The sequence below is a fragment of the Flagellimonas flava genome, from assembly GCF_050617915.1.
GTDB classification, from domain to species: Bacteria; Bacteroidota; Bacteroidia; order Flavobacteriales; family Flavobacteriaceae; genus Flagellimonas; species Flagellimonas flava_A.
The window spans coordinates 292490-318121 of sequence record NZ_JBODQE010000004.1; the positions used below are offsets into that span (position 1 = coordinate 292490).

General features: G+C 49.7%; 24 protein-coding genes. 17 read left to right on the forward strand and 7 right to left on the reverse strand.

Going from position 1 to position 25632, the window contains the following annotated elements:
* Positions 1-98 precede the first annotated feature (98 nt).
* From ACRHOZ_RS12575 to ACRHOZ_RS12590, 4 genes are read left to right on the forward strand one after another with little or no spacing between them, the layout of a single operon-like run.
* Complete coding sequence (locus ACRHOZ_RS12575; protein WP_431126134.1) at positions 99-242, forward strand: hypothetical protein; 144 nt, start codon at positions 99-101, stop codon at positions 240-242.
* Between the two features lie 31 nt (positions 243-273).
* Positions 274-1899 carry a S8 family serine peptidase gene (locus tag ACRHOZ_RS12580; protein WP_431126136.1) on the forward strand — a complete coding sequence of 542 codons (1626 nt, stop codon included), beginning with the start codon at positions 274-276 and terminating at the stop codon, positions 1897-1899.
* A complete protein-coding gene (locus ACRHOZ_RS12585; protein ID WP_431126138.1) occupies positions 1899-4091 on the forward strand; it encodes a peptidase domain-containing ABC transporter in 2193 nt (730 codons plus the stop codon). Before ACRHOZ_RS12580 ends, ACRHOZ_RS12585 begins: the two co-directional genes overlap by 1 nt.
* A complete protein-coding gene (locus tag ACRHOZ_RS12590) occupies positions 4091-5383 on the forward strand; it encodes an HlyD family secretion protein (protein WP_431126140.1) in 1293 nt (430 codons plus the stop codon). The genes ACRHOZ_RS12585 and ACRHOZ_RS12590 overlap by 1 nt, the downstream gene beginning before the upstream one ends.
* Before the next feature lie 5 nt (positions 5384-5388).
* Here the strand turns inward: ACRHOZ_RS12590 and ACRHOZ_RS12595 are convergent, their stop codons facing one another.
* Together ACRHOZ_RS12595 and ACRHOZ_RS12600 are read right to left on the reverse strand one after the other, a co-directional pair.
* The gene (locus ACRHOZ_RS12595) at positions 5389-6207 is read right to left on the reverse strand and encodes a thiopeptide-type bacteriocin biosynthesis protein (protein WP_431126142.1); all 819 of its coding nucleotides are present in this window, start codon (positions 6205-6207) and stop codon (positions 5389-5391) included.
* Positions 6197-8260, reverse strand: a complete 2064-nt coding sequence (locus tag ACRHOZ_RS12600; protein WP_431126144.1) for a lantibiotic dehydratase — start codon at positions 8258-8260, stop codon at positions 6197-6199. Before ACRHOZ_RS12600 ends, ACRHOZ_RS12595 begins: the two co-directional genes overlap by 11 nt.
* 185 nt (positions 8261-8445) lie before the next feature.
* Here ACRHOZ_RS12600 and ACRHOZ_RS12605 point away from each other — a divergent pair, with 185 nt between their 5' ends.
* The 5 genes from ACRHOZ_RS12605 to ACRHOZ_RS12625 all read left to right on the forward strand — a co-directional run bounded on the left by ACRHOZ_RS12605 (position 8446) and on the right by ACRHOZ_RS12625 (position 12331).
* Positions 8446-9285 carry an RteC domain-containing protein gene (locus ACRHOZ_RS12605; RefSeq protein ID WP_431126146.1) on the forward strand — a complete coding sequence of 280 codons (840 nt, stop codon included), beginning with the start codon at positions 8446-8448 and terminating at the stop codon, positions 9283-9285.
* A gap of 233 nt (positions 9286-9518) precedes the next feature.
* Positions 9519-9806 (forward strand): helix-turn-helix domain-containing protein, encoded by a 288-nt coding sequence (locus tag ACRHOZ_RS12610; protein ID WP_431126148.1) that lies wholly within the window; start codon positions 9519-9521, stop codon positions 9804-9806.
* The gene (locus ACRHOZ_RS12615) at positions 9807-10478 is read left to right on the forward strand and encodes a hypothetical protein (RefSeq protein WP_431126150.1); all 672 of its coding nucleotides are present in this window, start codon (positions 9807-9809) and stop codon (positions 10476-10478) included.
* Positions 10462-11118, forward strand: coding sequence for an ATPase (locus ACRHOZ_RS12620; protein ID WP_431126152.1), 657 nt, complete (start codon positions 10462-10464; stop codon positions 11116-11118). Before ACRHOZ_RS12615 ends, ACRHOZ_RS12620 begins: the two co-directional genes overlap by 17 nt.
* A gap of 85 nt (positions 11119-11203) precedes the next feature.
* The gene (locus ACRHOZ_RS12625) at positions 11204-12331 is read left to right on the forward strand and encodes an endonuclease/exonuclease/phosphatase family protein (protein WP_431126154.1); all 1128 of its coding nucleotides are present in this window, start codon (positions 11204-11206) and stop codon (positions 12329-12331) included.
* Positions 12332-12410: 79 nt separating this feature from the next.
* Here the strand turns inward: ACRHOZ_RS12625 and ACRHOZ_RS12630 are convergent, their stop codons facing one another.
* A complete protein-coding gene (locus ACRHOZ_RS12630; RefSeq protein WP_431126156.1) occupies positions 12411-13082 on the reverse strand; it encodes an N-acetylmuramoyl-L-alanine amidase family protein in 672 nt (223 codons plus the stop codon).
* Positions 13083-13329: 247 nt separating this feature from the next.
* On the opposite strand from ACRHOZ_RS12630, the gene ACRHOZ_RS12635 reads away from it, so the two are divergent.
* From ACRHOZ_RS12635 to ACRHOZ_RS12670, 8 genes are read left to right on the forward strand one after another with little or no spacing between them, the layout of a single operon-like run.
* Complete coding sequence (locus tag ACRHOZ_RS12635) at positions 13330-13623, forward strand: hypothetical protein (RefSeq protein WP_431126158.1); 294 nt, start codon at positions 13330-13332, stop codon at positions 13621-13623.
* 30 nt (positions 13624-13653) lie between these two features.
* A complete protein-coding gene (locus tag ACRHOZ_RS12640; protein ID WP_431126160.1) occupies positions 13654-13941 on the forward strand; it encodes a hypothetical protein in 288 nt (95 codons plus the stop codon).
* The gene (locus ACRHOZ_RS12645; RefSeq protein WP_431126162.1) at positions 13925-16336 is read left to right on the forward strand and encodes a TraG family conjugative transposon ATPase; all 2412 of its coding nucleotides are present in this window, start codon (positions 13925-13927) and stop codon (positions 16334-16336) included. The genes ACRHOZ_RS12640 and ACRHOZ_RS12645 overlap by 17 nt, the downstream gene beginning before the upstream one ends.
* Positions 16333-16914: a conjugal transfer protein gene (locus tag ACRHOZ_RS12650; RefSeq protein WP_431126164.1), complete on the forward strand. Its 582-nt coding sequence runs from the start codon at positions 16333-16335 to the stop codon at positions 16912-16914. Before ACRHOZ_RS12645 ends, ACRHOZ_RS12650 begins: the two co-directional genes overlap by 4 nt.
* A 2-nt stretch (positions 16915-16916) precedes the next feature.
* Complete coding sequence (locus ACRHOZ_RS12655) at positions 16917-17753, forward strand: hypothetical protein (RefSeq protein ID WP_431126166.1); 837 nt, start codon at positions 16917-16919, stop codon at positions 17751-17753.
* 37 nt (positions 17754-17790) lie between these two features.
* Entirely contained in the window at positions 17791-18414 is a 624-nt protein-coding gene (locus ACRHOZ_RS12660; protein ID WP_431126168.1) for a conjugal transfer protein TraK, read from the forward strand.
* 1 nt (position 18415) lies between these two features.
* Complete coding sequence (gene traM / locus ACRHOZ_RS12665; protein ID WP_431126170.1) at positions 18416-19330, forward strand: conjugative transposon protein TraM; 915 nt, start codon at positions 18416-18418, stop codon at positions 19328-19330.
* A gap of 20 nt (positions 19331-19350) precedes the next feature.
* Positions 19351-20160 carry a DUF4138 domain-containing protein gene (locus tag ACRHOZ_RS12670; RefSeq protein WP_431126172.1) on the forward strand — a complete coding sequence of 270 codons (810 nt, stop codon included), beginning with the start codon at positions 19351-19353 and terminating at the stop codon, positions 20158-20160.
* 26 nt (positions 20161-20186) lie between these two features.
* Here ACRHOZ_RS12670 and ACRHOZ_RS12675 read toward each other — a convergent pair whose 3' ends face one another.
* From ACRHOZ_RS12675 to ACRHOZ_RS12690, 4 genes are all read right to left on the reverse strand, one after another.
* Entirely contained in the window at positions 20187-21065 is an 879-nt protein-coding gene (locus tag ACRHOZ_RS12675) for a hypothetical protein (RefSeq protein WP_431126174.1), read from the reverse strand.
* Between the two features lie 143 nt (positions 21066-21208).
* The gene (locus ACRHOZ_RS12680; RefSeq protein WP_431126176.1) at positions 21209-21961 is read right to left on the reverse strand and encodes a phospholipase D-like domain-containing protein; all 753 of its coding nucleotides are present in this window, start codon (positions 21959-21961) and stop codon (positions 21209-21211) included.
* Positions 21962-22125: 164 nt separating this feature from the next.
* A complete protein-coding gene (locus ACRHOZ_RS12685) occupies positions 22126-23667 on the reverse strand; it encodes a ParB/RepB/Spo0J family partition protein (protein WP_431126179.1) in 1542 nt (513 codons plus the stop codon).
* A 335-nt stretch (positions 23668-24002) separates the two neighbouring features.
* Complete coding sequence (locus ACRHOZ_RS12690; RefSeq protein ID WP_431126181.1) at positions 24003-25628, reverse strand: type IV secretory system conjugative DNA transfer family protein; 1626 nt, start codon at positions 25626-25628, stop codon at positions 24003-24005.
* Between the last annotated feature and the right edge of the window lie 4 nt (positions 25629-25632).

The following is a 25632-nucleotide window of genomic DNA, read 5'->3' on the forward strand; positions in this document are numbered from 1 at the left end:
AAAGGGATATCTCCTTTCGGGAAAAGTGACTTTTTTGATTGTGAAAGTAGGGCGGCTTTGGATAGCTTTATCCCGTTGAATCTTAAAATCATTTAGAAATGGAAAAGCAAAAAAACACTTCGAAGAACAACACCTTGAAACTGGAAACCTTTAAGGTGATGGAAATGACCCATCCCGAAAAGATACAGGGAGGCGATGGCGGCTGGACGGTCAGACAGGACAAAGATCCCAACCGTTGCTAGGAAACATAGGAACAAACTTGAAACGACACTTATGGTCAACGGAAGATCAATCATGATGGTGCTTTCGGTATCAGTTCTACTTTATGGATGTGGTACCGGGGGTACTTCCGAAAATCCAGAGATTACGGAACAAACAGGCTGGCAACATTTGGACTTGGAAAGTGACTCCATTGTGGGCATCAGCTTGGAAAGGGCCTATTCCGAACGGGTGAAACCCAATGGCAGGGAAGTGGTCGTGGCCCTTATCGACAGCCCCTTGGACATCGACCATCCTGACCTGAAGGCCCAGATATGGACCAACGCGGATGAAGTGCCCGACAATGGCCAGGACGATGACGGCAACGGCTATGTGGACGATGTGCACGGCTGGAATTTTTTGGGCCATGGCGATGGCCAAACACTGCGCTTTTCGAACTACGATTATATCCGAGCTATAAGGCGATTGGAACCGAGGTTTGGGGGAATCGACAGTACGGAAGTGGAACCAAAGGATTCCCTTGAATATAGAATGTACCAAAAAGCATTGAAGCTAAGAGAAAACGACATACCTGACATCCAGGGGGAACTTGATTATTATTCGGGCCAACTGGAAGTTTTTAATGAATGTACATCCCTGTTCGAAATGGCCTATGATACCAAAACAGGTCTTTTCAATGGGGCTCTCCTAGATACTTTACAGCCATCGACCGAGCGCCAAAAGGAACTTCTGGAGCAAGCCAAGGACTATGCTTATTACGGTTGGTATCCCTCCATGATGGAAAGCTTCAGGTACCAAGGGGAAATGCGAAAGGCCGTCTGTGGAAACATAGATGCCGAGCCTAGGTCCGTTATCGGGGACGATATGTATGACCTAACGGACATCCGAGGGCACCATGTGGTGGACGCGCCGAAGGGTTGGATCAGCCATGCAACACAGGTAGCGGGCATAATGGCCGCGACCCGTGATAATGGCACGGGCATCAAGGGGGTCAGCAATAACATCCGCATTATGCCCCTGGTCATCTTTCCGGAGCGGGGCGATGAGACCGACAAGGATCTGGCCAATGCCATCCGATATGCCGTGGACAATGGTGCCCAGATCATCAACTATAGCCATGGACGCTATTTCGTGGAACGTCCGGATTTTATCTGGGAGGCCCTCGAATATGCAGAGGACCATGGCGTTCTGGTCGTTACCGCAGCAGGCAATACGCCCGTGGACATTGATAGACCCGAGGATTCGCCCTTCCCCATGGATAACCCCGATAACGGAGAGGAGCGGCTCACCAACCTTTTGAAGGTGGCTGCCTCGGCCAAAAAATTGGAATGGGTCAAGCCCTCATGGGCCAGTTATGGGAAGAGGAACGTCGACCTCTTTGCACCGGGACGACATCTGTTGACCACCAATTCAGGGAAGCGGCCCTACTTTACCATTGGGGGTTCCTCACTGGCATGTGCGCTCACCTCTGGGGTGGCGGCCCTGTTGTGGTCCCAATATCCCGATTTGGACCACCAACAGATAAAGACCATTCTCATGCTGTCCGGTACACGAATCGAGCAGGAGGTGAAAATGGGGGAAGACATCGCTGTGCCTTTTTCGGAACTATCCAGGACCGGACGTATTTTAAATGCCCATGATGCCCTTTTATTGGGGCGTGAGGCCAGTACCCTGGACTGATGGGCCTGCTCGGTTTCGGTCGAAGGACCTTTCCATTTATCCTTCAATGGGATGCTATGGACTGTGGCCCGGCCTGTCTGGAGATGGTGGCGCAATTTTATGGCCTGCGGACGGACCGTGCCCAGCTCCGGCAGTGGAGCTATCTGGAACACAATGGATCCTCTTTTGCCGGGCTTAAAGAGGCCGCCGAAAAGCTGGGGTTCACATGCCTGCCTGTTGAGATTGGTTTTGGGGAACTGCGAAAGGAGGCCCCTTTGCCCTGCATCGTGCACTGGGAGAACAAACATTTTGTGGTGTTCTATGAGTCCCAAAAGGGAAAGGTGGTCGTCGGAGATCCTGCGCAGGGCGTGCTAAAACTTTCCTTTGACAATTTTTTGGGGCATTGGCTTCCCGAAAGGAAGGCCGAAAAGGGCTTTGCACTCCTGTTGGAACCGCTTCCCGAAACGGATCCCATATACCCACAAGAGGAGCATATTAGAGGCTTTTCCCGCTTATGGAGCTATTTCAGGAGCTATCGGAAAGTGGGCCTGCAATTGGGGATTGGGCTGCTCTTCGGCAGTTTGGCACAGTTGACACTGCCCTTTCTGACCCAGGCCCTGGTGGACTACGGGGTGCAGTTCCTGGACCTCCATTTTGTGCATATTGTACTGTTGGCCCAAGTGGTCTTTTTCGTTTCCCTCTCCTCGGTGGAAATCATCAGGGGATGGACTCTGCTGCATCTGACCCAAGAGGTCAACCTGCGGTTGGTGTCGGACTATCTGCGGCGGTTGCTCCGTTTGCCCATCCCTTTTTTTGCCTCCAAACATTCCGGTGACCTTATCCAGCGGATACAGGACAATAGAAAAGTACAGGAGTTTGTCTCTTCCCAAAGCTTGGGCACCCTCTTCAGTACGGTAACGCTCTTGGCATTTGGGATTGTTTTTTGGTACTATAACATCCAACTGGCCTTGGTCTTTGTGATGATGTTGTTGGGCTATGGACTTTGGTCCCTTTACTTTCTCAAAAAACAGCTACGTTGGGACCACCAACGCTTCCAACGAGAATCAGATACCCAAAGGTCCATCTGGCAGCTTGTCCGCGGCATTGTCGCCATCAAGGACAACCTGTCGGAAAACAAACATCGGACAGTATGGGCCAAACTGCAACGCAAACTCTTCAAGATACAGCACGCTCAACTTGCATTGGTACAAAAACAAAGGTATGGTGCCCTTTTCCTGCACCAACTGGGATCGTTGCTGTTGCTGTTCCTTTCCGCTCGTTTGGTCATCGAGGGCCAATTGACCCTGGGGGCCATGCTCTCCATCCAGTTCATTATCGGGCAGGTGGGGCTGCCCTTGGGCCAGATTGCCCAGTTCTTTGTGAAGGCGCAGGCGGCCCGATTGAGCCTCGAAAGAATGGAAGAGGTCCACACCCACCCCGAGGAGGAAATGGGGGGTGCCGCACCCTATCCAAAGGGCAGTATCCACATTGAAGACCTCACTTTCCGATATGGGCCGAAATCCCAGCCACTGGTACTGGACAAGGTCAGTTTTACGATAGCCCATGGAAAAACGACCGCATTGGTCGGGGCCAGTGGCAGTGGGAAGACCACCCTTTTGAAACTGCTTTTGGGGCATTATACGGATTACGGGGGAAGCATCCAATTGGAAAATACCAATCTAAGGAATATTTCCAAAAAGGATTGGCGGAAAGCCTGCGGTGCGGTGATGCAGGAGGGTTTTCTCTTCGAGGACACGCTGTTGTCCAACATCACCGAATCCGAACAGGGACGAATCGATGAAGGGCGTCTGCGTGAAGCGATACGACTTTCCCATCTGGAAGGGATGGTGAATGGACTTCCCTTGGAACTACAGACGCGCATTGGGGCTGATGGCGCATCGCTCAGTGGTGGGGAACGGCAACGGGTACTGTTGGCCCGTGTGCTCTACAAACGACCCGATTTCTTTTTTTTGGATGAGGCGACCAGTGCCCTGGACACCCAATTGGAGCACAAGGTAATGCATGGGCTACAAGAATTTTATCAAGGGCGTACCGTATTGGTAATCGCCCATAGGATGAGCACCGTGCGCAATGCCGACCACATTGTGGTGCTGGAGAAGGGTAAGGTGATGGAACGGGGAACCCACGGGGAACTGGTGGCCCAAAAGGGACATTACTATGGACTGGTACAATACCAATTGGAGTTGGGCTGATGAAGGACATACAATTCCATAGCCTGGAAGAATATTGCGAATCCCATCAAGGGATGCCCAGGGCATTGCTACGCTACGGGACCTATGCCATTGTCGTTTCCACGATACTTTTGTTCTTGATGGGCCATTGGATCTCATATCCCGATGTAGTATCAGGGCCAGTAAAGGTGATGGGCAGTAATCCCGTGGTACACCTGTCAACCCAACTGGACGGCCGCATCGGTCAGCTTTTCTTCAAGTCGGGGGATATGGTGATGGAAGGGCAGGTCCTCTTGGAGTTGGACAATCCCGCTCGCTATGATGACATCCAAAGGGTATGGCAATTGATCGATACCTTGGAGCTAGCGGCAAGCGATTCCCTCCCATCAGACCATATGCATTTCCCAAAAGGGATGCAGCTCGGCAAGGTACAGCCCTACTTTTGGGCGTTTTTGGAACAATGGAAGCAAAAACTGCTCTGGCAACGGTTGCAACCCGACGACATGCACGGCTCCATTACCCGGGACCGTGTGTCCCACAATTCGCGATGGCTATTGGATTCCGAACGCTTGGAGCGGGAACTTGAAATTGCCGTCCGATTGGGGGCCAGGGATGTGGAACGGTACAAGACCCTTTACCAAAAAGGGGTGGTCAGCACCTCGGAATATGAGGAGCGGCAGCGGCAACAGCTTCTTCGAAAACAGGAACTTACCGCGCTGCGCCAGCGTATGGCGGAGACCCGGTTGTTCATTCTTTCCCAGGAGGATGGACGGCTTCTTCAGGGACTGGAACTCTCACGGGAACAGGGGCTGTTGGAGGACAGGCTCCGCCATACCCGGGCAGAACTGCTGGGTGCTTTGGAAGCGTATGAACGAGATTATGTATTGGTGGCCCCAACATCCGGAACGGTCAATCATTTGCAACCCTTGGCACTCCGTCAACAGGTATTTGAGGGGAAGCCCTTGTTTGCCATATTTCCCCAAAAAAACGGATCGGGCATCGGGCAGATGGAGGTAACGGCCATCAACAAGGGCAAGGTCCGAAAAGGACAAAAGGTGCTGTTGCAACTGGAGAACTATCCCGCAACCGAATATGGCACGTTGAAGGCCCAAGTCCATGGGGTGAACCAAGTTCCCCATCCTGAAACGGGCAGCTACGGAATCACATTGCGATTGCCATCCATGGAGACCAGCTATGGAAGAACCCTCCCATTAGACGGCGTGTCTTTGGGCACAGGACGAATCGTTACCGAGGAGATGAGCCTGCTGCAACGGCTCTTCCGAGGTATTCGGGCACAGTTCCAACGGAACTGAGCCAATTATTTGCCCATACGTGCTTTGCGTGAGGCGTAGGCTCGGTCAAGAAACTCATACAGCAGGTATTCGAATTGGGCATGGTCCGTCAAAAAGCATTTATTGACCTGCATGTGGAGGATATCCCTGATGATCCGGGCCTTGGAGTTTTGGTTATCTCCCTCGATGTCGGATAGGCCCTTGGCCATTGTTTGTACCAAGGGGTATTGGCTTTCAACGTTGATTTTTTCGGTTTCCTGGGGCAGAATGATTTTAGGAACCAATTCCCGATAGGCCTTCGAAATGGCCTTTCGGGAACGCTCGGAAAACTCCAGACGCTCCTTAAAGAATTTTTGTTGTTCCTTGATAAACCAGTGTTGATTCGCACAATCGGGATAGACGGCTGCCAATAGTCGGGGCCATAGATTGGCCAATCTTATCAACCGCTGTTCCTCGGACAACCGTTTCCCAAAAAGGTCTTGGGCATAAACACTTTGGAGGTGGAAGAGCTGGTGCACCGTTTCCATATTGGTTACCCCATAGCGTTCCAATTCCGGGACATAGGGTTTCCATTGGATTTTCCAAAGTTTACGAGCCTCTAGATAGGGGTGCATTTGAGAGGTGATATGTTCTTTGATGACCTGTTGTTTCAAGGGATGTACCAATATCCGAAACCGCATTTGGGGCAGCCCGTCCCAATACCTTACAAAAAACCAGGAAACGATCCATGGCCGAAAGGCATCGATGCGAACAATGGGCAGGAGGTCCCCCATCCCTATATTGTGGGTCATTTGGGGCGTGCCCCAAATCTCTAGGGAAAGCCAAAGCGGGGCGTTATTTCCCATCGCCGTTTGTTTTTTTGAGGAAGGAAAACTGGAACTCACTGGCATAGGCATTGCCATGGGTATCCCTGACCACCGGCCCGCCAGGGGGCAGGTATTCCTCGAAGACCAAAGGCCGATCATTGGGATGCCGTTTTATGAAGATTTGCATAAGCCTCAGATCTTCGGTATCCAACACCAATCGTTGGTCGTCAAGGGACCAACATATTGTTTTTGGCAGGTCGTGATGCTGGCAGAATTTAGGCCACTCAGTTTTAAAAGTGTTTCGGCCATGGATCATTGCTTCTAGTTGGTCAATGGATCCTTGGGCAAAATGCCATTGTCGTTTGGCAACCAACACATCCCTGTACAGCACCCGCGGAAGCCGTAACGTGCTCTCTGGCAACGGGCCCCAATTAAAGTGGGCATAACGGCGTTTCCCTCCAAATTGGTGGTCCCCTAGAAAACGGTAGAGTGCCAACGGACTGCGATGGTGGTCGTGGGCAGTGGTCAGATAGGGCTTGACGTGTTTTCCTGCTACACCATGGGTCAGAACCAGTTCCTTTCCGGTATGGTGCAGCCACAGGTCATCCAAGGCAATGGAATTGGTATTGTCCCTCCGCATCCCGTTGTTCAAATGGAGAACATGCTTCCGCAACATCGGACGGCAGGCCACAAGGGATTCATTGCCAGGCGGAAGATAGGCCACTTCCGTGGAAAGTGTCTCCTGACCATTTTCTTCCCTATCACAGATATGCCCCGCCCATTTTTTGAATACCACGTTTCCAATACCGTGTCGGGCGTGCAACACGGCAGCCGAGGCACCGCCAAAGGAGAGCGGATGGCAAAACGTTTTTTCGCCCCAACCGATCCATTCCACCAGACCAAAAAAGGATTGCCCAAAACCAAAATCGGGCAGCACAAACAACTTTAGGTCCTCATCCCATAATTGGATGGTATCTTTTTCGGGATCGGCTTTCCATTGGGCCAATAACCATTTTTGGCCGGAAGTGGGTTTCGCGAGATCCGTGTTTTCCTTAGAAGCAATTTCAAAGTTTCGAAGATAGCTGTTTGCCTTTCGGTATTGACCAATGGGATAGCCCAGGCCATATTCACCATCCATGGCATCCACCAATCGCACTTTTTCGGTTCCGAATAGGGTAAGGAACGCCTTGGTAAACTCTGCGTAATCCGAATTTTGGTTGCCATCGGAAAAGAGGCCGGAAACCTTCAGGGCATCCCCGAGCTGATGCATCAGGTGATGGTCCAATTTGGCCTGTTGGAATTGGGGATAGCTATTTATAAAAGTGTTCATTTTATTCTTTTCACCCTCATCCTCCTGTACGGTGATATGGGGATGGAACACCGAGGGAGCCGTTTCGGAAAGCAATATCTTGCTGTCAACCAGCTGTTGTAAATATGCGTTGGATAGTGCCTGGGAATGTCCCAGATTTGAAAGGGTGGCAACCAACGCTGGCTTGGTGACCCCATTTTGTGCCCTTTCCAGCAGTCGTTCAAGTGCCTTGGTCCGAGCCACTTCCCGGAGATTTGGGTTTTTTCCAGATTGGTTGAAATCCCAATAGCGCCAGCAGTCCTTTCCTGAATAGAGCATCGGATTGGGGAACCAAAGAGTCTTGTCATAGGACGGTATTTGTTCAAGGGTTTCCCCATTATATTCCAAATTGATTTCGAATCTTTCCACCGAACCTCGGATGTTTTGGCAGCACAATTCAGTGGTGCTCGCAAAACGCCCTAGGGTGGGTCCGGCGAACAGGCCAAAGGGCGTTGCCCTGGTACGGCTGCGGATATAGTATTTCATCAAAGTGTACCATAGGCCATCTGTTTTTTTGGGATTCTTGTTCTCCAGCCACCTCTTGATTTCGCTTGATAGTCCCGGGGCAGCATGCTGTACGGCCCTTCGAAAAGGGATTTCGGACCACAGCTTCCTAATACCGGTTTGGGGAGGTTCCCATTCGGGATTGGGGCCTTGGCTTCCCAAGGGCAATAAGGGGATACGCACAATAAAGGTGTCGTCAATGGAATAACGGTCGAAAAGGTTGCTGTCGCTTTGATCCACAAACGGGTTTTGTTGGGGAATGTAACCCGATTACAGACCCCGGACAATCTTTTTGGAAAAAGGGATTTCCCTTTGTCGGTATTTTCGTTCGCTTTTCGGGATTGGGGCTTTGAAACCCAAGAAAAAATGGCCTTTGAAGCCTAATTTTATAAGAGGGAATCAATACCAAAAACACCCTTACTACCATGGAGGTTTCCACCATCATTTCGGAATTTGACGAAGCCCTTGGTAATCTTCGCCAGGAAAGGCTCTCGGCGCTGGAACGTGCGAATAAGGGAATCGGCCTTTGCCGGAAGACCTTGGGCCTATTGCGTAACGAAGTGGTGGCCAAGGGCTTTCCAAACGAAATTTCGGAAATACATTTTTTTAAGGAAATCAAACCGATCCCCATGCAACATTTGGTATACTACACCGAAGTCCACAAGTGCGAACTGAAACTGCCCAGGCTTGGGCTAAAATCCCAACTGAAGTTTCTCCAAATAGAAAGGAAGCGTCTCAACGCCTTTTTTGGGTCGCACTTGGAATTCCATCGTTATCTATTGGAGGGACGGACGGACCTGGATACGCTTTACTTTATACGGGAAAAGGGAACGGGGCATCCCATCCGGGAGGGTTATGCCTATCGGTACGACAACGAATTCGAGACCTCCCATGACATGCTCCTGGCCACTTTCAAGGGCCTTGAACGATATGGCAATTATCTCGCGGAACTGGAAAACCGGTTGACGACCATGGTAACCGGGATTCCCGAAACCGCCATGGATCGTGCTCCGAACTTTGTATTTACCCTGCCTGATACCGCCGCTGTGGAACTGGCCTATGCGCTTCGAGAGGCAAGGGCGATCAACCACGGGGATTTCGAGATCAAGGCCTTTGTGGAATATTTCGGGAAGGTATTCGGCATTGAGGTCAAGGAGCCCTATATGCTGTTGTCCCAGATTGCCAACCGTAAGAAGGAACGGGCCAAATATTTACGACGACTGCTCGATGCCTTTCTTGGTTTTCTGGATGGAAGGGATGCCTGAGTTTTTATATAGTTGTTATCTACTATATAAAAATGGAATTGGCCGATTTGGCACACTTTTTCCAGACCCTTTCAATCATATTTTTACTGGAATTGTGCTTTTTGGACTAGGCTCCGGCACATTGGAAAAAACCATATAGTCGTTATATACTATATAAAAACTTCGCTTAGGGATAGTCAATTTTGTATCGAAAACAACAAGGACCCTCGGGTTCCTATCAAATACAAAGACAAATGCCCACATCCATTGTTACCACAGAAGACCTTGAGAAGTTCCAGCAGGAACTCCTTGGGGAGATCGGACGGCTTTTGGACGAAAGGAAAAAGCTGGCCAAACCCAAAAACTGGTTGCGCTCGACGGAGGTGATGGACCATCTGAAGATCAGCCATGCCACTCTCCAGAATCTGAGGAACAACCGGACCATTCCCAGCTATAAGATTGAGGGACTGATTTACTATGACCGTGAGGAGATAGATGCGATTATCGCCGAAAACCGGTTGTTCCCCATAATCCAACAGTAGATGAACTATATCCAGCACTTGAACGCTCGTTTTGTGGATTTCTATGATGATGACCGACTGCATCCCGGACATTTCTCCCTCTACATGGCCCTGTTCTTTTATTGGAACTTGCACCGCTTTCCGGAGGAGTTTTATGCCAATCGTGCCGAGTTGATGACCATGGCCAAAATCGGTTCCAAGTCCTCCTACCACCGCCTCATCAAAGAGTTACAGGATTTTGGCTATATCGAATACGATCCCGCCAAAAGTCCCCACGAACTTTCAAGGGTCGCACTGTCCCAAAACTGTACCGATAACAGTACACTAATGGGACGCACCCGTACCATATTTGGGACGTACCGTCCCAAATCTGTACCGGACACTTTATATAGAAAACAATACAAACCCAATAAACGCTCTTTGGGAGCAAAGCCCAGAAGCCAATTGGAAGTATTGGATTTTTTTAAGGAAAAAAAGTATGATTTGGAAGAGGCCTTCAAATTTTTTAACCACTACCAGGCCATCGGTTGGAAAATCGGCGGCAAGGTCACCATCCAGGATTGGAAGGCCGCGGCCGACAATTGGATGCTAAAGGCGCTGGAACTGGCCCGTGAAAGGAAGGAAAAAAGGGCTTTGGACAGCGGGGACCATTTGATCACCACAACGGAAAAGGACTATGGCGAACCCCTCTAAGATAACCGAAGGCAGCGTGGTCTATTCCCTTGGGGAACTCAGCGGCAACCGGGTGGACTACGATTTCAAGAAAATCATCATCTACCTAGAGGCCAAGGGACGGTTGCTCTTCGGTAGGCAGTTCAAGATCTACGATGAGGACAGGGAAATCCTCTTCAAACTTTGCAACTATGCGATCCGTGACTTCGGGACCTGCCGCAAAATGGGCATCGACCCCAACAAGGGCATCCTGCTCTCCGGGCCGGTGGGCTGTGGTAAGACCAGTCTGATGAAATTGCTCCGGTATGTGACACCACATTTCAAACCCTACGAAATGATGCCCTGCCGCAATATCGTTTTCGGTTTCAACCATATCGGGCACCGCATCATCGAGGATTATGGGGATGGGAGGTTCTATTGTTTTGACGATTTGGGCATCGAGCCGATGGGAAGACATTTCGGGAAGGACTGTAACGTGATGGGTGAAATCTTGCTTTCCCGGCACGAGCTGTTCCTGAATTCGGGCCTCCGCACCCATGCCACCACCAACTTGAACGCCCAAGAACTGGAGGAGCGCTACGGAGCGCGTGTCCGCAGTCGGATGCGGCAGCTGTTCAACTTGGTGGCCTTTGACAAGGACTCCAAGGATAAACGCACCTAGGGATCATTGATCCTTTTATTATAAAAATTAAAACTGAAACAATAAGGATTTCCGGCAATTAAGGAATTACAAAACAAAATGAACAATGAAAATAGCAAGCTTTAACATCGAGAATTTGTTCCATCGTGATAGTGGATTGGTGCATGGGAACAAGAGCAGAAACTTCCAATCCTGGGTGGACGAGTTCCACAGGCTGATGGGCAAATCGCTCCGGTCGGATACGGACTATGGCCGACTGCGCGAACTGGCCTTTCTGTTGGGGTTCACTTCAAAGGCAACCGAACCTTACCTGGTGCTCCGTCAAAAAGGGGGACAATTGTACGTCAAGCCCAGGGGAAGCCAAATGGAGGAGCGAGCCACGGACAAAGTGGGCTGGAACGGATGGGTACAGGTACATTCCCTTCCCATTACCGAAAAGACGGTAAAGAACAAGGCCTTGGCCATCGCCACCGTGAATCCGGACGTGTTGGTCTTACAGGAGGTTGAGGACGGGCTTTCCCTGGCCGAGTTCAATGCGATGACACTGGTGGAACATGGGATGGCGCCTTTTGAGCAACTGTTTCATTTGGAGGGGAACAGCAAAAGCGGGCTCGGCATGGCCATATTGACCAAGAAGGGCTATGAAGTGGACTCCATAAGGAGCCATGCCCATAAAAAGGGTGCGGACGGTCAGCATCTTTTCGATATCGATTGTCCGGAATATACCATTATCACGCCAAGAGGGGAATCCGTAACGGTCATCAACGGCCATTTTCCGAAAGGGGGTACAGATAATCAAGATCATTTCCGAAGGAAGGCGCAGGCCGAACACGCTAAAAACCAGTATAAAAAATTACTGATGTCGGGACACGAGCACGTGCTGATCTGTGGTACCCTGAACGATGTCCCCTATAGTGATGCTCTTTCACCCTTGCTAAGGGACACCTGTTTAAGGGACATATCCAAGCATGATGGTTTTGAGGTGGATTCTGACAGGGGCGGCGATGCCACCTACTTTCGGATGGGGGCCTATCGTAAGGGCGTCAACCTGAAGCAACGGGACTATATGCTGTGCTCCCCCGTACTTTTTGCCAAAATGGATACCTGTGGCATGGAACGTCGTGGGGTATGGCCCATCAAAAAAACCCAATGGAATGTCTATCCGACCGTTACCTCGAAGGAGAACCAGGCCAGTGGACATCCTTTATTGTGGGGTCAATTCCAGAATTTATGAGCCACGTAGAAGGGAGCGCAGGGATTCCCATAAAGCCAATATGATGGACTTCAATTGCGCTGCCAATTCCTTGAATACCTCAATCATGGTCAAAATATTCATGGATGCTTTCCAAAATGGCCAGGGCAAGACCCGTGCGCCCGTTCTTGGTTTTGAGATAACCGGACTCCTCTGAGTTGGATAGGAATCCCATTTCCAGTAAAAGCGATGGACATAGTGCTCGGGTGTCTCGAAGCACCTGAAAATTGGCTTGTTTGACACCGCGGTCCCTGAACCCGAGCTTGTCCCGAAGTTTTAGGGCCACTGACCTAGCCACCGATTCGGACACTTTGGCATATGGGTTTTGGGCACTCTGGAAAGGCCGCCATACAAAGACCTCCAACCCTTGGGCCTTTGGATTGGGGGCATGGTTCCCATGCAGGGATACATAAAGCTTGGGGGCCAAAACCTTCGCCAATCTTGTGCGGTCACCTAGGGATATCAGGGTATCGTTATATCGGGTCAGGTAGATTTCCAAGGTATTGCCATGGAGTTCACGATTGAGCTGGACCACCTTCTTGGCCACCTGAAGCACGACGTCCTTTTCGAAGATGCCGTTGGTGCCCACCGCCCCGGAATCGACCCCTCCGTGGCCTGGGTCAAGGACCACCCGGATTGTTTTGACCTGTTCCTGTGCATGGATTTTTATGTGCCAAATGGGAAGCTGGATCAATAAAAATAGGAACAGAAATGTAACATAGCTTTTCATCATGGTTATGACTTTTATCTACTGCACAATTTTCAATGATTAGTGAAATTAGATGTGAATAATTTAAATTTTAACTCTAAATGGTGTTAATTTTTATGTTTTATTCGATGACATCATAAAAACGTTGGAGATTTCGCAGAGAAATGTTCCGGGCCTCATCAGCCGATCAAGGAGCATGGAGTTATTCATCAATCATTAACCCGGCCGGACCTGTTCCTATCGGTCAAGGTTCGGCCTTAAACGAACACTTATGAAAAACCATCGAAGGATAGCCCTTCTATCAATGTCATTGTTGACCGTCTTGCCGCTCCAGGCCCAGATTGGGGGCATCGAGGATTCTGTAAATGAAATCTCTGACACCATAAGGGTCATCTTCCCCATTATCCTGGGGGTCATCTTTTTGATTGGGTTCCTGTTCAATGCAGGCCACTTCTTTGGGGAGAACGCCGATATGAAACGGGGCATCACCCGAGTACTGGTCTTTGTGCTCATAGCTGGGGCCGTCGTGGGCATCTTTACCTATCTCATCACCCTGGTTGTCTAGCCACATTGTGGCTTTATTTATTTAAACCGTATGAAAACATACCATATCCATCGGGACATTCGGGCACGTGCTTTGATCTTTGGTCTTCCCGTATCTTTTTTCGCAATCCAGATGCTGGGGGTCATCGCATCCCTTTTGGCCATTATCTTCTCATTCAGCTTTGCACTGATATTCGGGGCACTTATGGGGAACGGCCTGCTCTACACCGTATTGTTGAAACTGGAGAACCGACCAGATTTATTGGCCAACTCCAGGGTGTTCCCTAACGCCATCTCCAACAAGAAAACAAACCTGTTGCACTATGCCGATGAATCTTAACGATCATTATCCCTTGGTGGACATCGAAGGGAATCGGGCCTTTGCCAACAACGGCAACATTATCTTGGGCTACCGATTGGAACTACCAGAGATCTATTCCCTTTCGGAGAAAGATTTTGAGGAACTGCACGGTACCTGGTTCCAGGCCCTCAAATCCCTACCGACCGGAACGGTGGTGCACCGACAGGATATTTACCTCAAAAAAGCTTTTGGGGCGACAAACCTTCCCAATAATACTTTTTTGGAACGTGCGACCCATCGGCACTTCAAGGGCAGGGAATTTATTTCCAATTCCGCTTATCTCTTCTTTATCTGGCCCAAGGCCAAGGGGCTGCACAGGGCCAAATATGTCAATCCGTTCAAGCTGGTCCCAAGGACGTTGAGCGGGGAACTCTCGGAAAGTGCCACCTCCTTTGTACAGGCCGTGGGCGATGCCGTCCGCTTTCTCTCCAACAGCCCGAAACTGGACTGCCATCCCCTGAACCAAGTGGATATCCTTTCGCTTACCGATACCTATTTCAACGGGTACAATGAAGGTTGTGACACTGACATTCTATTGGAAAAGGACAAAATCCAGATCGGGGACCACCATTTTGGGGTATTGGCCCTGAACCATGAGGCCTGTTTTGGGGAAACGGTGCGGACCAGCATCGTCAATCCAGCCCTGACCTCGGACGATTTCAGTTTCCATCAGGGCTTCGTGGACAGCTTGGGACTGTCCCTTGACGGCAACCATATTGTCAACCATATCCTATACCTGGACGACCGCTACAAATGGCGCAAGCTCTTGGAAAAACGTATCGAAGAACTGGCCAAGAGTTCCAGTTTCGGTTCGCGCAATAAGGTATTGCACGAAAAGATATCCAAAACACTCGATGACATCAACAGGGACGATTCGGCACGTTTGGTACGGGGCCAGCTCAACATCATCCACTGGGGCCGTGATGCCAGGGAACAGGACCATATGGCCTCGGAGATCAAGGTCCGGTTCAAGGAATTGGATATGGTGCCCTATGCCCCAAAGGGCCAGGAGCGGACAAACTATTTCCTGAACAGTTATTGGGGATTTTCGCCCAATTTCTCTGACAGTGACCTCTTTGTGGCCGACCTCAAACATACGCTCTGTCTTTATGGCAATGCGACCAACTACAAATCGGATGCCACTGGTATCGTCTTCAACGACCGCCAGCACAACATCCCGGTGCTTAAGGATGTTTGGGACGAGGGAAAGAAACGCATCAAGGCCCGCAACTTTGCCATTTTCGCCCCGACGGGAGAGGGCAAGTCCTTTTTGGCCAACAACATTTTAAGGCAATATTTTGAACAGGGTGTTCGACTCGTCATCATCGACCTCGGGGGCAGCTATGCCAAGTTCGCCAAGCTCTATCCCCATGACCATACCATCCTTCGGTATGAGCATGGAAAAAATCTGGGCATCAATCCCTTTTATATGGCAAAAGCCGACGATGTCAGCCCCGAGCGGCTGGAGGACCTGATGGTGTTTCTGTTCGAGCTGATGGGCGGGTCCTCCAAACCCACCAAAGGGGAGGCCGTGGCCCTCAAACGCATCCTGCATTCCTATTACCAGAAAGTGGACAAGGACCATTCTTTGACCGGATTCTATGGGTTTGTGGAATCCAACAGGGAAGGGCTATTGGAAAAACTGGGCATCGACACGGCCTATTTCAATGTGACGAACTTTCTGCACATCCTTTCGGAATATGTCGGGGAGGGACTCTACAGTTTCCTGTTCGAGGTGGACGGTGACCAATCCTTTCGATTGGAGGAAAAACGGTTGATTGTATTTGAACTGGACGAGGTACGCGACAACAAGGAAGTGCTCTCGGTGATGCTCAAGCTCATCAAGTCGGCGATCCAGCGCACTATTTGGCAGAACCGCACTGAAAGGGGAATCATCCTATTCGATGAGTTCGCCAAACAGCTCAAGTTCGACAACGTATTGGAGAGCGTGGAGTTCTACTACCAGGCTATCCGGAAACAGAACGGGGCCATTGGCATTATCCTGCAGTCCGTCAACCAATTGCCGGACAATTCCACATCGGCCAGCATTTTGGAGAACACCCAGGTCATCTATAGCCTACGCAACGAAAAGGGGTATGAAGCCCTAAAAAAGAGGCTAAACCTAACAAGCCATGACCTGGACCAACTGCGCTCCATCCGCAACGACCTGAAAGGGGAACGGAAATACACGGAGATCTTCATCAAGATCGGCAGCGAGAGCAACGTGTTCAGATTGGAGGTCCCGCCCGAGGTGTATTCGGCCTATCTCACGGATGGTAGCGAATCCGAGCGCATCATGGCCCTTTATCAAACAGAAGGCTGTATGGAAAAGGCCATCAAAAAATTCTTAAACCCAAAAAACACAACAACATGAAGAAAAGACTCAAGACATTGGGCATCTCCCTAACATTTGCTCTCTTATTGCCTGCAGGCGCTGCCTGCCAGGGGATGCCAGTCTATGACAACACCAATTTTGTGAGTTTGATAAAACAGTTGGTGGAATCCGGCAAGCAGACCGCTGAGCTTCTGAAGATGGTACAACATTTGAAAGAGGCCAAAGAAAAACTGGAAAAAGTCAACAATGCGGTACGTCAGTACCAGGCCGTTCGGGATATCACCCGTGACAACCAAAGGTTGGTGGATTTGGTACGGAACGATCTCCGGGAAATATTGAACTCCCCCTATATCCATCCAGATGAAGTGGGCATCGTCTCACGCGACTTCGATGCCATCATCGAGAATTCCCTAAGCCAACTGGAGTTTATGGAACAGGTGCTGAGCAATGACTTTTTGAACATGACCGATGCCGAGCGGCTGACCATCTTGGAGGGGCATCGGGAAAGCACAAAGCAAATGGTGGCGGATATACGGGTCAAGAGAAAGCGGTATTCCCTGGTTATTTCCTTTAGGGAAATGCGGGACCGTATCAACAATCGCGAAACCAATTTCTGAAAATGTTCCTATCCATCGGCCTCGAATATGTGGATACGGTCTTCCAGACCATCAAGGACAGCAACTTTGCAACCTATGCCATAGGGGGCATGAAGGCCCTGGCCGTACTGTTCTTTCTGGTCAACATCCTTAAAAAATACTATGAGGGTGGGGCGAATCGTGAAGGTATGACCTGGGGGCTGACACCGACCGATCTGATCAAGAACTTTGCAGTGGTCTTGGTTGTCATCTTTTCCACAGAAGTACTCGATGCCTTCGATGCCATTTTGGTGGCTATAGAAGGTCAGTACCGGGATACGGCCCCAATCCTGGTTCCATTACAGTTGCAGGAACTGGCCATCGAGGAGGAGAGTACGGGCCTTCTGGATGCCACGGCAAGGGCGATGGCCCTCCTGTACGAATGGCTGGCCACCCCCTTTTTTGGGCTTAGAACCCTAGCATATGCAGGTGGATTGATACTGTGGATCTTGGACCTATTCATCTATCCGCTGTTCCTCGCAGAGCGTTATTTCCTTTTGGGCGTGATGCAAGCCTTCTTTCCCTTGGTCATCAGCATGGCGGTATTTGAAAAGTTCAGGGAGATGGGCTATCACTTTTTCAGGCTCTACGCCGCGGTCTACATGATCGTGCCCGCCTTTTTCTTGGTCAATGTCTTTGTGAACGAGCTCTACCAAGAGGTCACGGACAATTTTTGGCCCAACCTGTTCGGGACGGACTTTGGGAGCCAGCTCTTTGCTCCGATCATTGAACTGGCCGGAGTCGGTTTTGTCATCCTGCTCAAGTTCAAGCTCTATAAACGTGCGACCAGTTTCACCTTTCGCCTTTTTTCCAGTGGCTAAACCAGTCGATAATTGACATTAATCAATAAAAGATAAAATGAAAGCAACTTACAAAAACATCAGCGAGATTCTAAGGCTCAATCGCTTTGTTGTCATAGCGGTCACAACACTGTGCCTGCTAACGAGCGGATTTTCGCTCTGGACAGCACACCGGGCACAACAGACACTCTTGGAAAGTGCCTTTGCGGTCAATACAGACGGCTCGGTCATCCCTTTGAAGCTCGTCACCCAGAGGGAGAACCTGGAGGTGGAGGCCCGTTCCCACCTTCAGCTTTTCCACCAATATTTTTATGGCATTGACGAGAGCAACTATGAAAGGAACTTGGAAAAGGCCTTGTGGTTGGGCGACGGTTCCGTGGATGAGGCATACCGCCAGAAAAGGGCTGATGGGGTTTATAATCGCCTCTTGCAATATTCTTTGGTGGAAAAAATCATCGAAATAAGGATTCAGTTGGAAATGTCAAACGAGCCCTATGGTTTTCAAGTGGAGACCTGTTTTGAAATTGATCGTGGAACCGTTACGGACCGCTACCGTTTGGTCACCACCGGAAAGCTCATCCATGTGGATCGCCATTTCCCCAACAACACCCATGGACTGTTGATTACCGATTTCTTTGAAAAGTCCCTACGGAAACTGGAAAACGAAGATATACCCAAGTAATATGAAAGCTCACAATAACAAAATCATTTTTATAGCAGTCATCGTTGCCGTCATCTTCTTGATGGTCGGGTATTATGTGACCGCAGTGGCCAAGGACGACAGTGCCCAGGAGGAACTCCTACAGACAGAGGTACCAACATTGGAAGAGCGGCAAAAGGAGTACAGCTCCAAATTGGAAGCTGTAAATGACGTCAAGGAGGAAAAGGAGAAGACCGCCCCTAGTGTGTACTCCGATATCGATTCCACGGGTCTGTACGACCCTGACCTGGAGGAGAAACGGCGGCAGAAACTGGTGGACAGCATCTACCGCCATGGACGTATCAACTATACCCAGGTCCCGGAAAAAGGCGTACCAAACACCTATCAAATCGGAATCAAATCCAGGGCACCATCAAAAAATGAGGTTCGGGAAACAAGGGATTTCTCTCAGGCCCACGCGGCCTTTTTTAATTCGGTACCGACAACGGCGACTCCGGAAGCAGATTTGGATTTACCATCGACCGATGCCTTTATCGTCGTGGAGGTGAACGGGGAGCAGACCATTCGACAAAATGAGCGTTTAGAACTGCGTCTCGCGGTGGATGCGGAAATCGGTGGTGAGGTGGTTCCCCGCAACACTCTGGTCTATGGGTTTATTACTTTCCAACCGAATCGTGTACTGCTCGACATCACCAATATCGAACACCGAAAGGTATCCTTGAAGGCCTATGACCTTTTGGACGGGAACGAGGGTATCTATATACGGAACAGTTTCCGGGCGGAGGCACAACGCGAGGTGCTGGACGACGTGGTCCAGGATATCAATGTTCCGGGCATGCCTCAGGTCGGGGGCATCAAACAGGTCTTTAGACGCAACAACCGCAATGTGCGGGTGACCGTCAGAAACCAATATCAACTTATCCTAAAAGGGGGCTGAGCCCCAATAATTCCAAAACCATGAAAAAATCAGTTTTACTTTTTCTTCTAATGCTTTCAACAATAAATGGGACTGCCCAAGAGGTTCTGCTTGCCAACGATAGCCATGTGGTTGTACTTTTCTTTCCAAGTCCGATTCGACAGGCCGTGACCGGAGCCGAGCATTTTACCTTCAGCTACAACAGGGATAGTGGGCAGCATTTTGGGCTCTTGCAGGCCAATATGGGGAGCGAAAGCAACTTGTTAGTATTGACGGAGGACGGTCGTGCCTATTCCTATGTCCTAGCTTACAGTAAACGTCTATTGGAAACCCATCGCTTTATCAAGATGGGTGAAAGCATCGGTAAGGAAACGGAAACTAAAGTGTTTTCTGTTACTCCGGCACGGGATTCCATTCCCATAATTCAAAGGACCAAGCGAATCGATCCCGAAAAAGAAATGATGGCAAAGGGCGCAGAATATATTTTGGGACGAAAAACGGGAAACCTAAAGACCAAGCGCAAGAATGGTCTGATAATTCGATTGAAAGAGCTTTTTTATCATGGAAACAAGGTCTACATCGAACTGGAAATCCAGAACCGCTCGGAAATCGACTTCGAACTGGACACTTTGGAAATCTATCAGGTCAATGGCAAAAAAAATAAAAGGTCCTCCCATCAGAAATTGAAATTGAACCCCATTTTTAAATATCTGTTCCCCGAGGTCGTACGAAAAGGCCAAAAACAGGGTTTTGTGTATGTATTGCCCAAGTTTACCCTGGGAGACTCCGAAAGGTTAATGGTTGAGTTTAATGAAAAAAACGGGAATCGAAGTTTGGTGCTAAATCGGTAAAAATCATTTATTTTTGAAGATACCTTCTATTTTTTCGGGTCCTTTTCAACAATCTCCCTTTGAGTATAAAAGCATACCATTTCATCTTTTAGTTCGGTCATACTTACTTCAACCCTTTTTAGGTATTCCGGGAGAAAATCTTCAGTAATCACATCAATTAATAGTCCATTTTTTGAATCGGAATGCTTTTTAAAATCAAAAATTATGTGCTTTTTCTTTTCGATTTCGATTTTACCTTCATTTTCACTGACCTCAATCAGGTCGTTTTGAAGTACCAATAGTGGGAAAAGCATCACGGTAAAAACCTCATCTCTCCAAGCGGATCTGGGCATCCATTCACCTATTTTCCGTATATCATATTGTGAGAAGTCCATTAGTTTGCTGAAGGTGTCATGGAGCGCATCGGGATGCGATGCCATCCATTCCTTTTTACTCCCCTTTTTAAGTGAGAATGAGCAATATTGTGTGTTCTTTGGAATCTGGTTGTAATGGAAATGTTTTGATTTGGTTGTATAGGTATTAAATTGAAAATCAGGTGGTGTTCCCTTATATTTTTCAACCAATTCCCTTTCCATTTTACAATAATAAAATTTACCAAAAATCGAATGAGAATCTTTATCTGGTCTTTTAAAGAAAGCGACTGGTTGAATATTATTGATGCATTCAATAACCAATCTGAATTGGTATTCAAAATGTAGATGCTGATTGATGCTTATGTTCTCCGTGATTCTCGGAGCTTCGGAATAAATGTCTATTTCCCTGGATTTTTCCGTTATGGAATCAGGATACGTTTGATTGGGGAAGTTTTTGTATCCATTTTGAGCCAATACCTCAAGTACCCTTGATTCTAGAAAATACCCTGAACGATTGAGCGCCGCAATTATTTCGTCATCATTTATTTGCACCTTTTCTAACTTTTAAATACTGTGGACCAAAAGCCAATGCTGTATCTTTCCTGCATTAATTTTTACCACCTTAAAAGTAAGGAATTGAGGTATTTTTTGGGAAATAGGAATTGCTTGAACCGGGTTTGGCTATCGTTTTGGAATCAATTTATGGGCTCTCTAAAATACTGAATAGCCAACACACTGAAATCCGATTCGGGAAATGGTGCCTCGTCCATCAGGTACCGGAATTCCTCCACAATCTTGCATACCGATTCCCTATCGGTCAACCGTACCCGGGTCTCATAGTTGCTTTCCGTACCGCTGTAGGTGAAGTTGAGAGACCCCAGATAGGCAATTTGATCATCAATGATATATATCTTGCTGTGCAGGTAGGTGGTCCGTTGCCCATGTCCATCATAGTTCCGAATGACCTTTAAGGGGAAATTTGAAGCATAGGAATACGAATAGATTCGGATGTTTCGAATGGCCTTCCGGAGCAATACGAGCGATAAGCCCAAAATACCCATCCCAGCCAGGAGGTAAAGCATGGCGACCACCAACTGTTGACTAAGAAAGTACCAGCCGCATACCATTCCCAATCCCACAAAGGCATAGCCCATGTGCAATGCCATCCGTATCCGTTTCCTCCGGTTACGGGCGGTGCCATCCACATGGACATGCTGCTGGAATAATGCGGCCAACGCTTCATGTTCCCTATGGGAGTTTCCTTCCACGGTGATGAGTTCCACTTGGATTCCCTTTTCATGGAGTTCCTCCAGTCCCCCTATCAAGTGCTCGGAAAGGAAAGGGGAAACAATACGAACGGATGTCTGGGCCGAGGCCATTTCCGACATGAGCTTCTTTCCGGCACCCCGACCGATATAGACATCACACTGTGCATTGTTGAAATACATGGCATGTTGATTTTGCTGAATCAATTAAAGGTACAATACGGAAATCCAAAACCACGCCCAATTTGGAGGCCATCCGATTAGTTTTGCACATATTTTCCGGGAGGGTGTTCATATCTGTCAAGGGTTTTGTAAAAGCCCCCGTTGCCGAGGGCCTTTGGTTCAATTCAACATTGCTCCTTGAGCTTTTGGATACGCTCCTTGGTGCGTTTAATCCGCTTCCGGGCCACCTGTCGCTGTTCCTTTTCGATGTCCTTGATGGGCACCGAGGAAACCGCTTCGGCAAATTTCCTGAGGGCCATGCCCTCGATGAAATTCGGGAGACTGTGCCTCCATTTGGCAAATACGGTGAGCCGTACCAAATGGGCTACTTGTGCTTCGGTCAACTTTTCCAAACGCTGCAGCATGGTTTTGTTGGCCACGTTGGAGCTCCATTTGAAGGCCTTGCACAAGGTTTCCTGTACATCCCAAGGTGCCGTGTTCCAGAGCCAGAGCCGTAATAGCACGGTATCCATAGGCTGTATTGGTAGTTTTCCCAATTTGTGGAGTTCCTCAACCTCGGCAAGGGATTCAATGATACGCTTCTGGACCTTTTCGGCGTCCAGTTCCAAGGCACGTGCCGCACGTTGTTCAATGCGTGCGATCCGCTCCTTTGGTGGGAGTTCCTGCATCTTGCCCCTGGACCTTTGGGGCAGAAAGATCTTTTCCGGGTGGCCCTTACCGGAACCGTTGAGCCATAGTCCCTCCTTGGCCTGGTCATCGCTGCCATGGAGCTCAAAATCCTCATACTGCTCCAACAGTTTGATATTGTGCTTTTCGAGCAGTTTTACCAAGCCCCTGGGCAGTTCATCCGCATAGGGGCTGTAGATGAAATATACGGGTTCTGCACCGTTTACGATTTCTTTGGCCCGCGCCATCAGATGTGCCTGTACTTTCAGTTCGTGGCAGGTCTTGTCAAAGCACTGGTCATCGGCCTCAATGTCGGGGAACAGCCGTTCGTTGGCACCGGAGCGTTTGTTGCAGGTGGTACACGGTCCTGCCTTTTTGACCAGATTTTCATTGCAGACATCGAAAGGTGCCTGTTCCAATTTCCGGCTGATCTGTCGTTCAATGAATTTCTCCAGTGCCGCCTTGGACTTGATACCGCCCACATGGTCCATGGCATTTTCGGCCAGTTCCTTTTGACCATCCTTGGTCAATCGTGCCACGATTAGTGCCTTGACCAAATTGATGTGATCTTTCAGAAAGGCATCTTTCCAGATCTTGACCAATTGGTTCAGGCTCAGTCGCTGGATGATAAAGGTCTCGGACTTGGCCAGTTTGGAGGCCAGGTCACCCAGGGTGTATTTCTCGGTGTCCAACATGTGTTGGAGTGTCTCCGCCTCTTGGAGGGGGTGGACGTCCTCCCGTTCCAGGTTCTCGATGAGCTGTACCTCCAGTACCTCTTCATCAGTCAGCTCCCGTACCTGTACGGGCACCTCGGTCAATTTGGCTAGGGTCGCGGCCTTCAATCGGCGTTCCCCACAGACCAGTTGATAGCCCTTTTTATGGGGACGTACCAATAGTGGTTGCAAGATGCCCTTTTCCAGGATGCTCTGGGTTAGTTCCTTGAGGGCCTCGGTGTCAAAGACCTTTCGGGGGTTCGACGAGCCGATGGCGATGTCCTGCAGGGGCAGGGTCCGCAACCGGGCTTTTGTTTGTGTTTCCATAATAGAAAAATTTAAGATGAAACTTTGTTTTCGGGGTGCCCATCCGTGGGATGGCGCTGGCCCCTTTTCGGCGCATGCAAAAGGAAACCGCCCTTCGGAATAAGCCCTAGATTCAAGGTGTAATGGCAGACGGGAGGTGCCATCTCTCCCACGATGAAATAAAAAAACTGCCCATTGGCAGCGTTTCCGAAAGGTTTCCAAGCTTTGCGCCCAACAAAAGGGGACCGTGGCCATCGGGTGGCCCGAAGGTTTCATTGTGGTTTTGGAACTATACAAAAAGGAAGTGCGTTGTCTGACTCGCACGCCTTGTCATGACCGAGGTAAATCCCTAAAGATCAGCCCTTGTCTGGAAAAAGGGCACGGGCCTCCATGTAGATGCGCTCGAAATGTGCCTCGAAGCGGTTGTCCAGGTTGGGGTAGCTGGGCGGCGGCAGTGCTCGCTCCCATTGGGGCATGGGGAATCGGATTTTACGGTCCCGTCCATCGGCAAAGGCGATGAACTCCCCCTGCTTCAAGCGGAAGAAGACAGCCGAACGTACCTTGCTCACCTCCCGTTCGCCACGGGTAATGCGGGTATCGCTTCGGAAGGGATCTTGGCCCTTGCTCACGCTCCGGGTGGGGCGTTTGACCAATTCGAAGAAACGTTCGTAGTACCGGGCCGTATCCGGGTCGTTGGCCTTTCCGAAAAACTGGTAGGAAAGGTTCGAGAGAATGGCGCGGCTGGCCCTTTCCCCGTACATCAGGTCGTTCTGCACCTTGTCCTGTAGCACATAGACCGTGGCGATGCCATAGCTGCGCAGGGTGGCAGGGATGCGGTGCATATTGATCAAACGGATCGTCGGGGCCTCCTCCACCAGCATAAAGGAATGCAGCCGGTCCCGGACCGCCATCTGTTTGGTGATGGTGTGGAGGATGGTGGCGATCACCGGGGAATAGGCGGTCTCATATTTGGGATTGTTGACCACGGCCACCACCGAGGGATGATCGGGATTGTTGACGTCCAGATTGACCTCGTCGGCTGAGAGGGCCATAAAAATGCGCTGGGTGCTTATCTTTTTCAGGGCATTGGCCAATGTGCTGAGCACCCCTGCGGTCTGTCGCTCCGAAAACCGGCCGGAGATAAAAGCATCGGCCATGGCCTTGGAGGTGGTATTGCTACAGAGCCATTCGATGAGTTCCTGGGTCTCCAGGTACTGGTAGACGGCTATCAAATGAGGCAGGGTACAGTACTCGGGATGTTGGGTCTTTAGCTTCCACATCAGGCCCCCCAGCAAACCCTCCACGGCATCGTTGAAGAACTTGGAGGAACCGAATACGGTGGATTCCCGCTGTTCGAGCAGGTTTTCCAATAAGACCCGGGATACCTCGTTGACGGATTCCTCATCGGGCAGGTATCTTGGCGCGATCGGGTTGACCCGGGCATGGATATTGTCAAAGGAGACGATATGGAAGGGAATGGCCCCATCCTTGAACAAGGGCCATGCCAGTTCGGTAAGCTCAAAATGCTTGTAATCATGGATGACCCCACTGAAACCGTTTTTTTGGAAGTGCTGCAACAGCCCATAGACCACCGATTCCGTCTTTCCGCTCCCTGCGGAGCCGATGATGGATACACCGCGACGGATGTTTTCCAGGGTCTGGGTGCCGTTGCGATGGGCAAGACGGACCTTGTACTGGGGTGGGACCCGTTCCCGATCCGTTTTAAAACTCGGCAGCGCATAGACCACCAGATTGATGAATTGGAAGGGCATCGCCAGTACCGCCATCCATTGCCAAAAGTTTCCGGACCCCAACAGTACAAACTGTAGCACCCCCCAAAGTAGATAGGACCCCGAAATCACCAAAAAGGCCCAGTCCGTTTTTCGATGGAGCCATACCGTGCCCCCGATCACCAAAAGGTAGGTTGTGGCTAGGGCCCATATTGGCATTACCAAACCCATAAACAGCAGTTGCTTCAGCATCTTC

Coding starts and splice junctions, on each gene's coding strand:
- ACRHOZ_RS12575 (WP_431126134.1), top strand. CDS start 99: ATGGAAAAGCAAAAAAACACTTCGAAGAACAACACCTTGAAACTGGAA.
- ACRHOZ_RS12580 (WP_431126136.1), top strand. CDS start 274: ATGGTCAACGGAAGATCAATCATGATGGTGCTTTCGGTATCAGTTCTA.
- ACRHOZ_RS12585 (WP_431126138.1), top strand. CDS start 1,899: ATGGGCCTGCTCGGTTTCGGTCGAAGGACCTTTCCATTTATCCTTCAA.
- ACRHOZ_RS12590 (WP_431126140.1), top strand. CDS start 4,091: ATGAAGGACATACAATTCCATAGCCTGGAAGAATATTGCGAATCCCAT.
- ACRHOZ_RS12595 (WP_431126142.1), bottom strand. CDS start 6,207: ATGGGAAATAACGCCCCGCTTTGGCTTTCCCTAGAGATTTGGGGCACG.
- ACRHOZ_RS12605 (WP_431126146.1), top strand. CDS start 8,446: ATGGAGGTTTCCACCATCATTTCGGAATTTGACGAAGCCCTTGGTAAT.
- ACRHOZ_RS12610 (WP_431126148.1), top strand. CDS start 9,519: ATGCCCACATCCATTGTTACCACAGAAGACCTTGAGAAGTTCCAGCAG.
- ACRHOZ_RS12615 (WP_431126150.1), top strand. CDS start 9,807: ATGAACTATATCCAGCACTTGAACGCTCGTTTTGTGGATTTCTATGAT.
- ACRHOZ_RS12620 (WP_431126152.1), top strand. CDS start 10,462: ATGGCGAACCCCTCTAAGATAACCGAAGGCAGCGTGGTCTATTCCCTT.
- ACRHOZ_RS12625 (WP_431126154.1), top strand. CDS start 11,204: ATGAAAATAGCAAGCTTTAACATCGAGAATTTGTTCCATCGTGATAGT.
- ACRHOZ_RS12630 (WP_431126156.1), bottom strand. CDS start 13,082: ATGATGAAAAGCTATGTTACATTTCTGTTCCTATTTTTATTGATCCAG.
- ACRHOZ_RS12635 (WP_431126158.1), top strand. CDS start 13,330: ATGAAAAACCATCGAAGGATAGCCCTTCTATCAATGTCATTGTTGACC.
- ACRHOZ_RS12640 (WP_431126160.1), top strand. CDS start 13,654: ATGAAAACATACCATATCCATCGGGACATTCGGGCACGTGCTTTGATC.
- ACRHOZ_RS12645 (WP_431126162.1), top strand. CDS start 13,925: ATGCCGATGAATCTTAACGATCATTATCCCTTGGTGGACATCGAAGGG.
- ACRHOZ_RS12650 (WP_431126164.1), top strand. CDS start 16,333: ATGAAGAAAAGACTCAAGACATTGGGCATCTCCCTAACATTTGCTCTC.
- ACRHOZ_RS12655 (WP_431126166.1), top strand. CDS start 16,917: ATGTTCCTATCCATCGGCCTCGAATATGTGGATACGGTCTTCCAGACC.
- ACRHOZ_RS12660 (WP_431126168.1), top strand. CDS start 17,791: ATGAAAGCAACTTACAAAAACATCAGCGAGATTCTAAGGCTCAATCGC.
- traM (WP_431126170.1), top strand. CDS start 18,416: ATGAAAGCTCACAATAACAAAATCATTTTTATAGCAGTCATCGTTGCC.
- ACRHOZ_RS12670 (WP_431126172.1), top strand. CDS start 19,351: ATGAAAAAATCAGTTTTACTTTTTCTTCTAATGCTTTCAACAATAAAT.
- ACRHOZ_RS12680 (WP_431126176.1), bottom strand. CDS start 21,961: ATGTATTTCAACAATGCACAGTGTGATGTCTATATCGGTCGGGGTGCC.
- ACRHOZ_RS12685 (WP_431126179.1), bottom strand. CDS start 23,667: ATGGAAACACAAACAAAAGCCCGGTTGCGGACCCTGCCCCTGCAGGAC.
- ACRHOZ_RS12690 (WP_431126181.1), bottom strand. CDS start 25,628: ATGCTGAAGCAACTGCTGTTTATGGGTTTGGTAATGCCAATATGGGCC.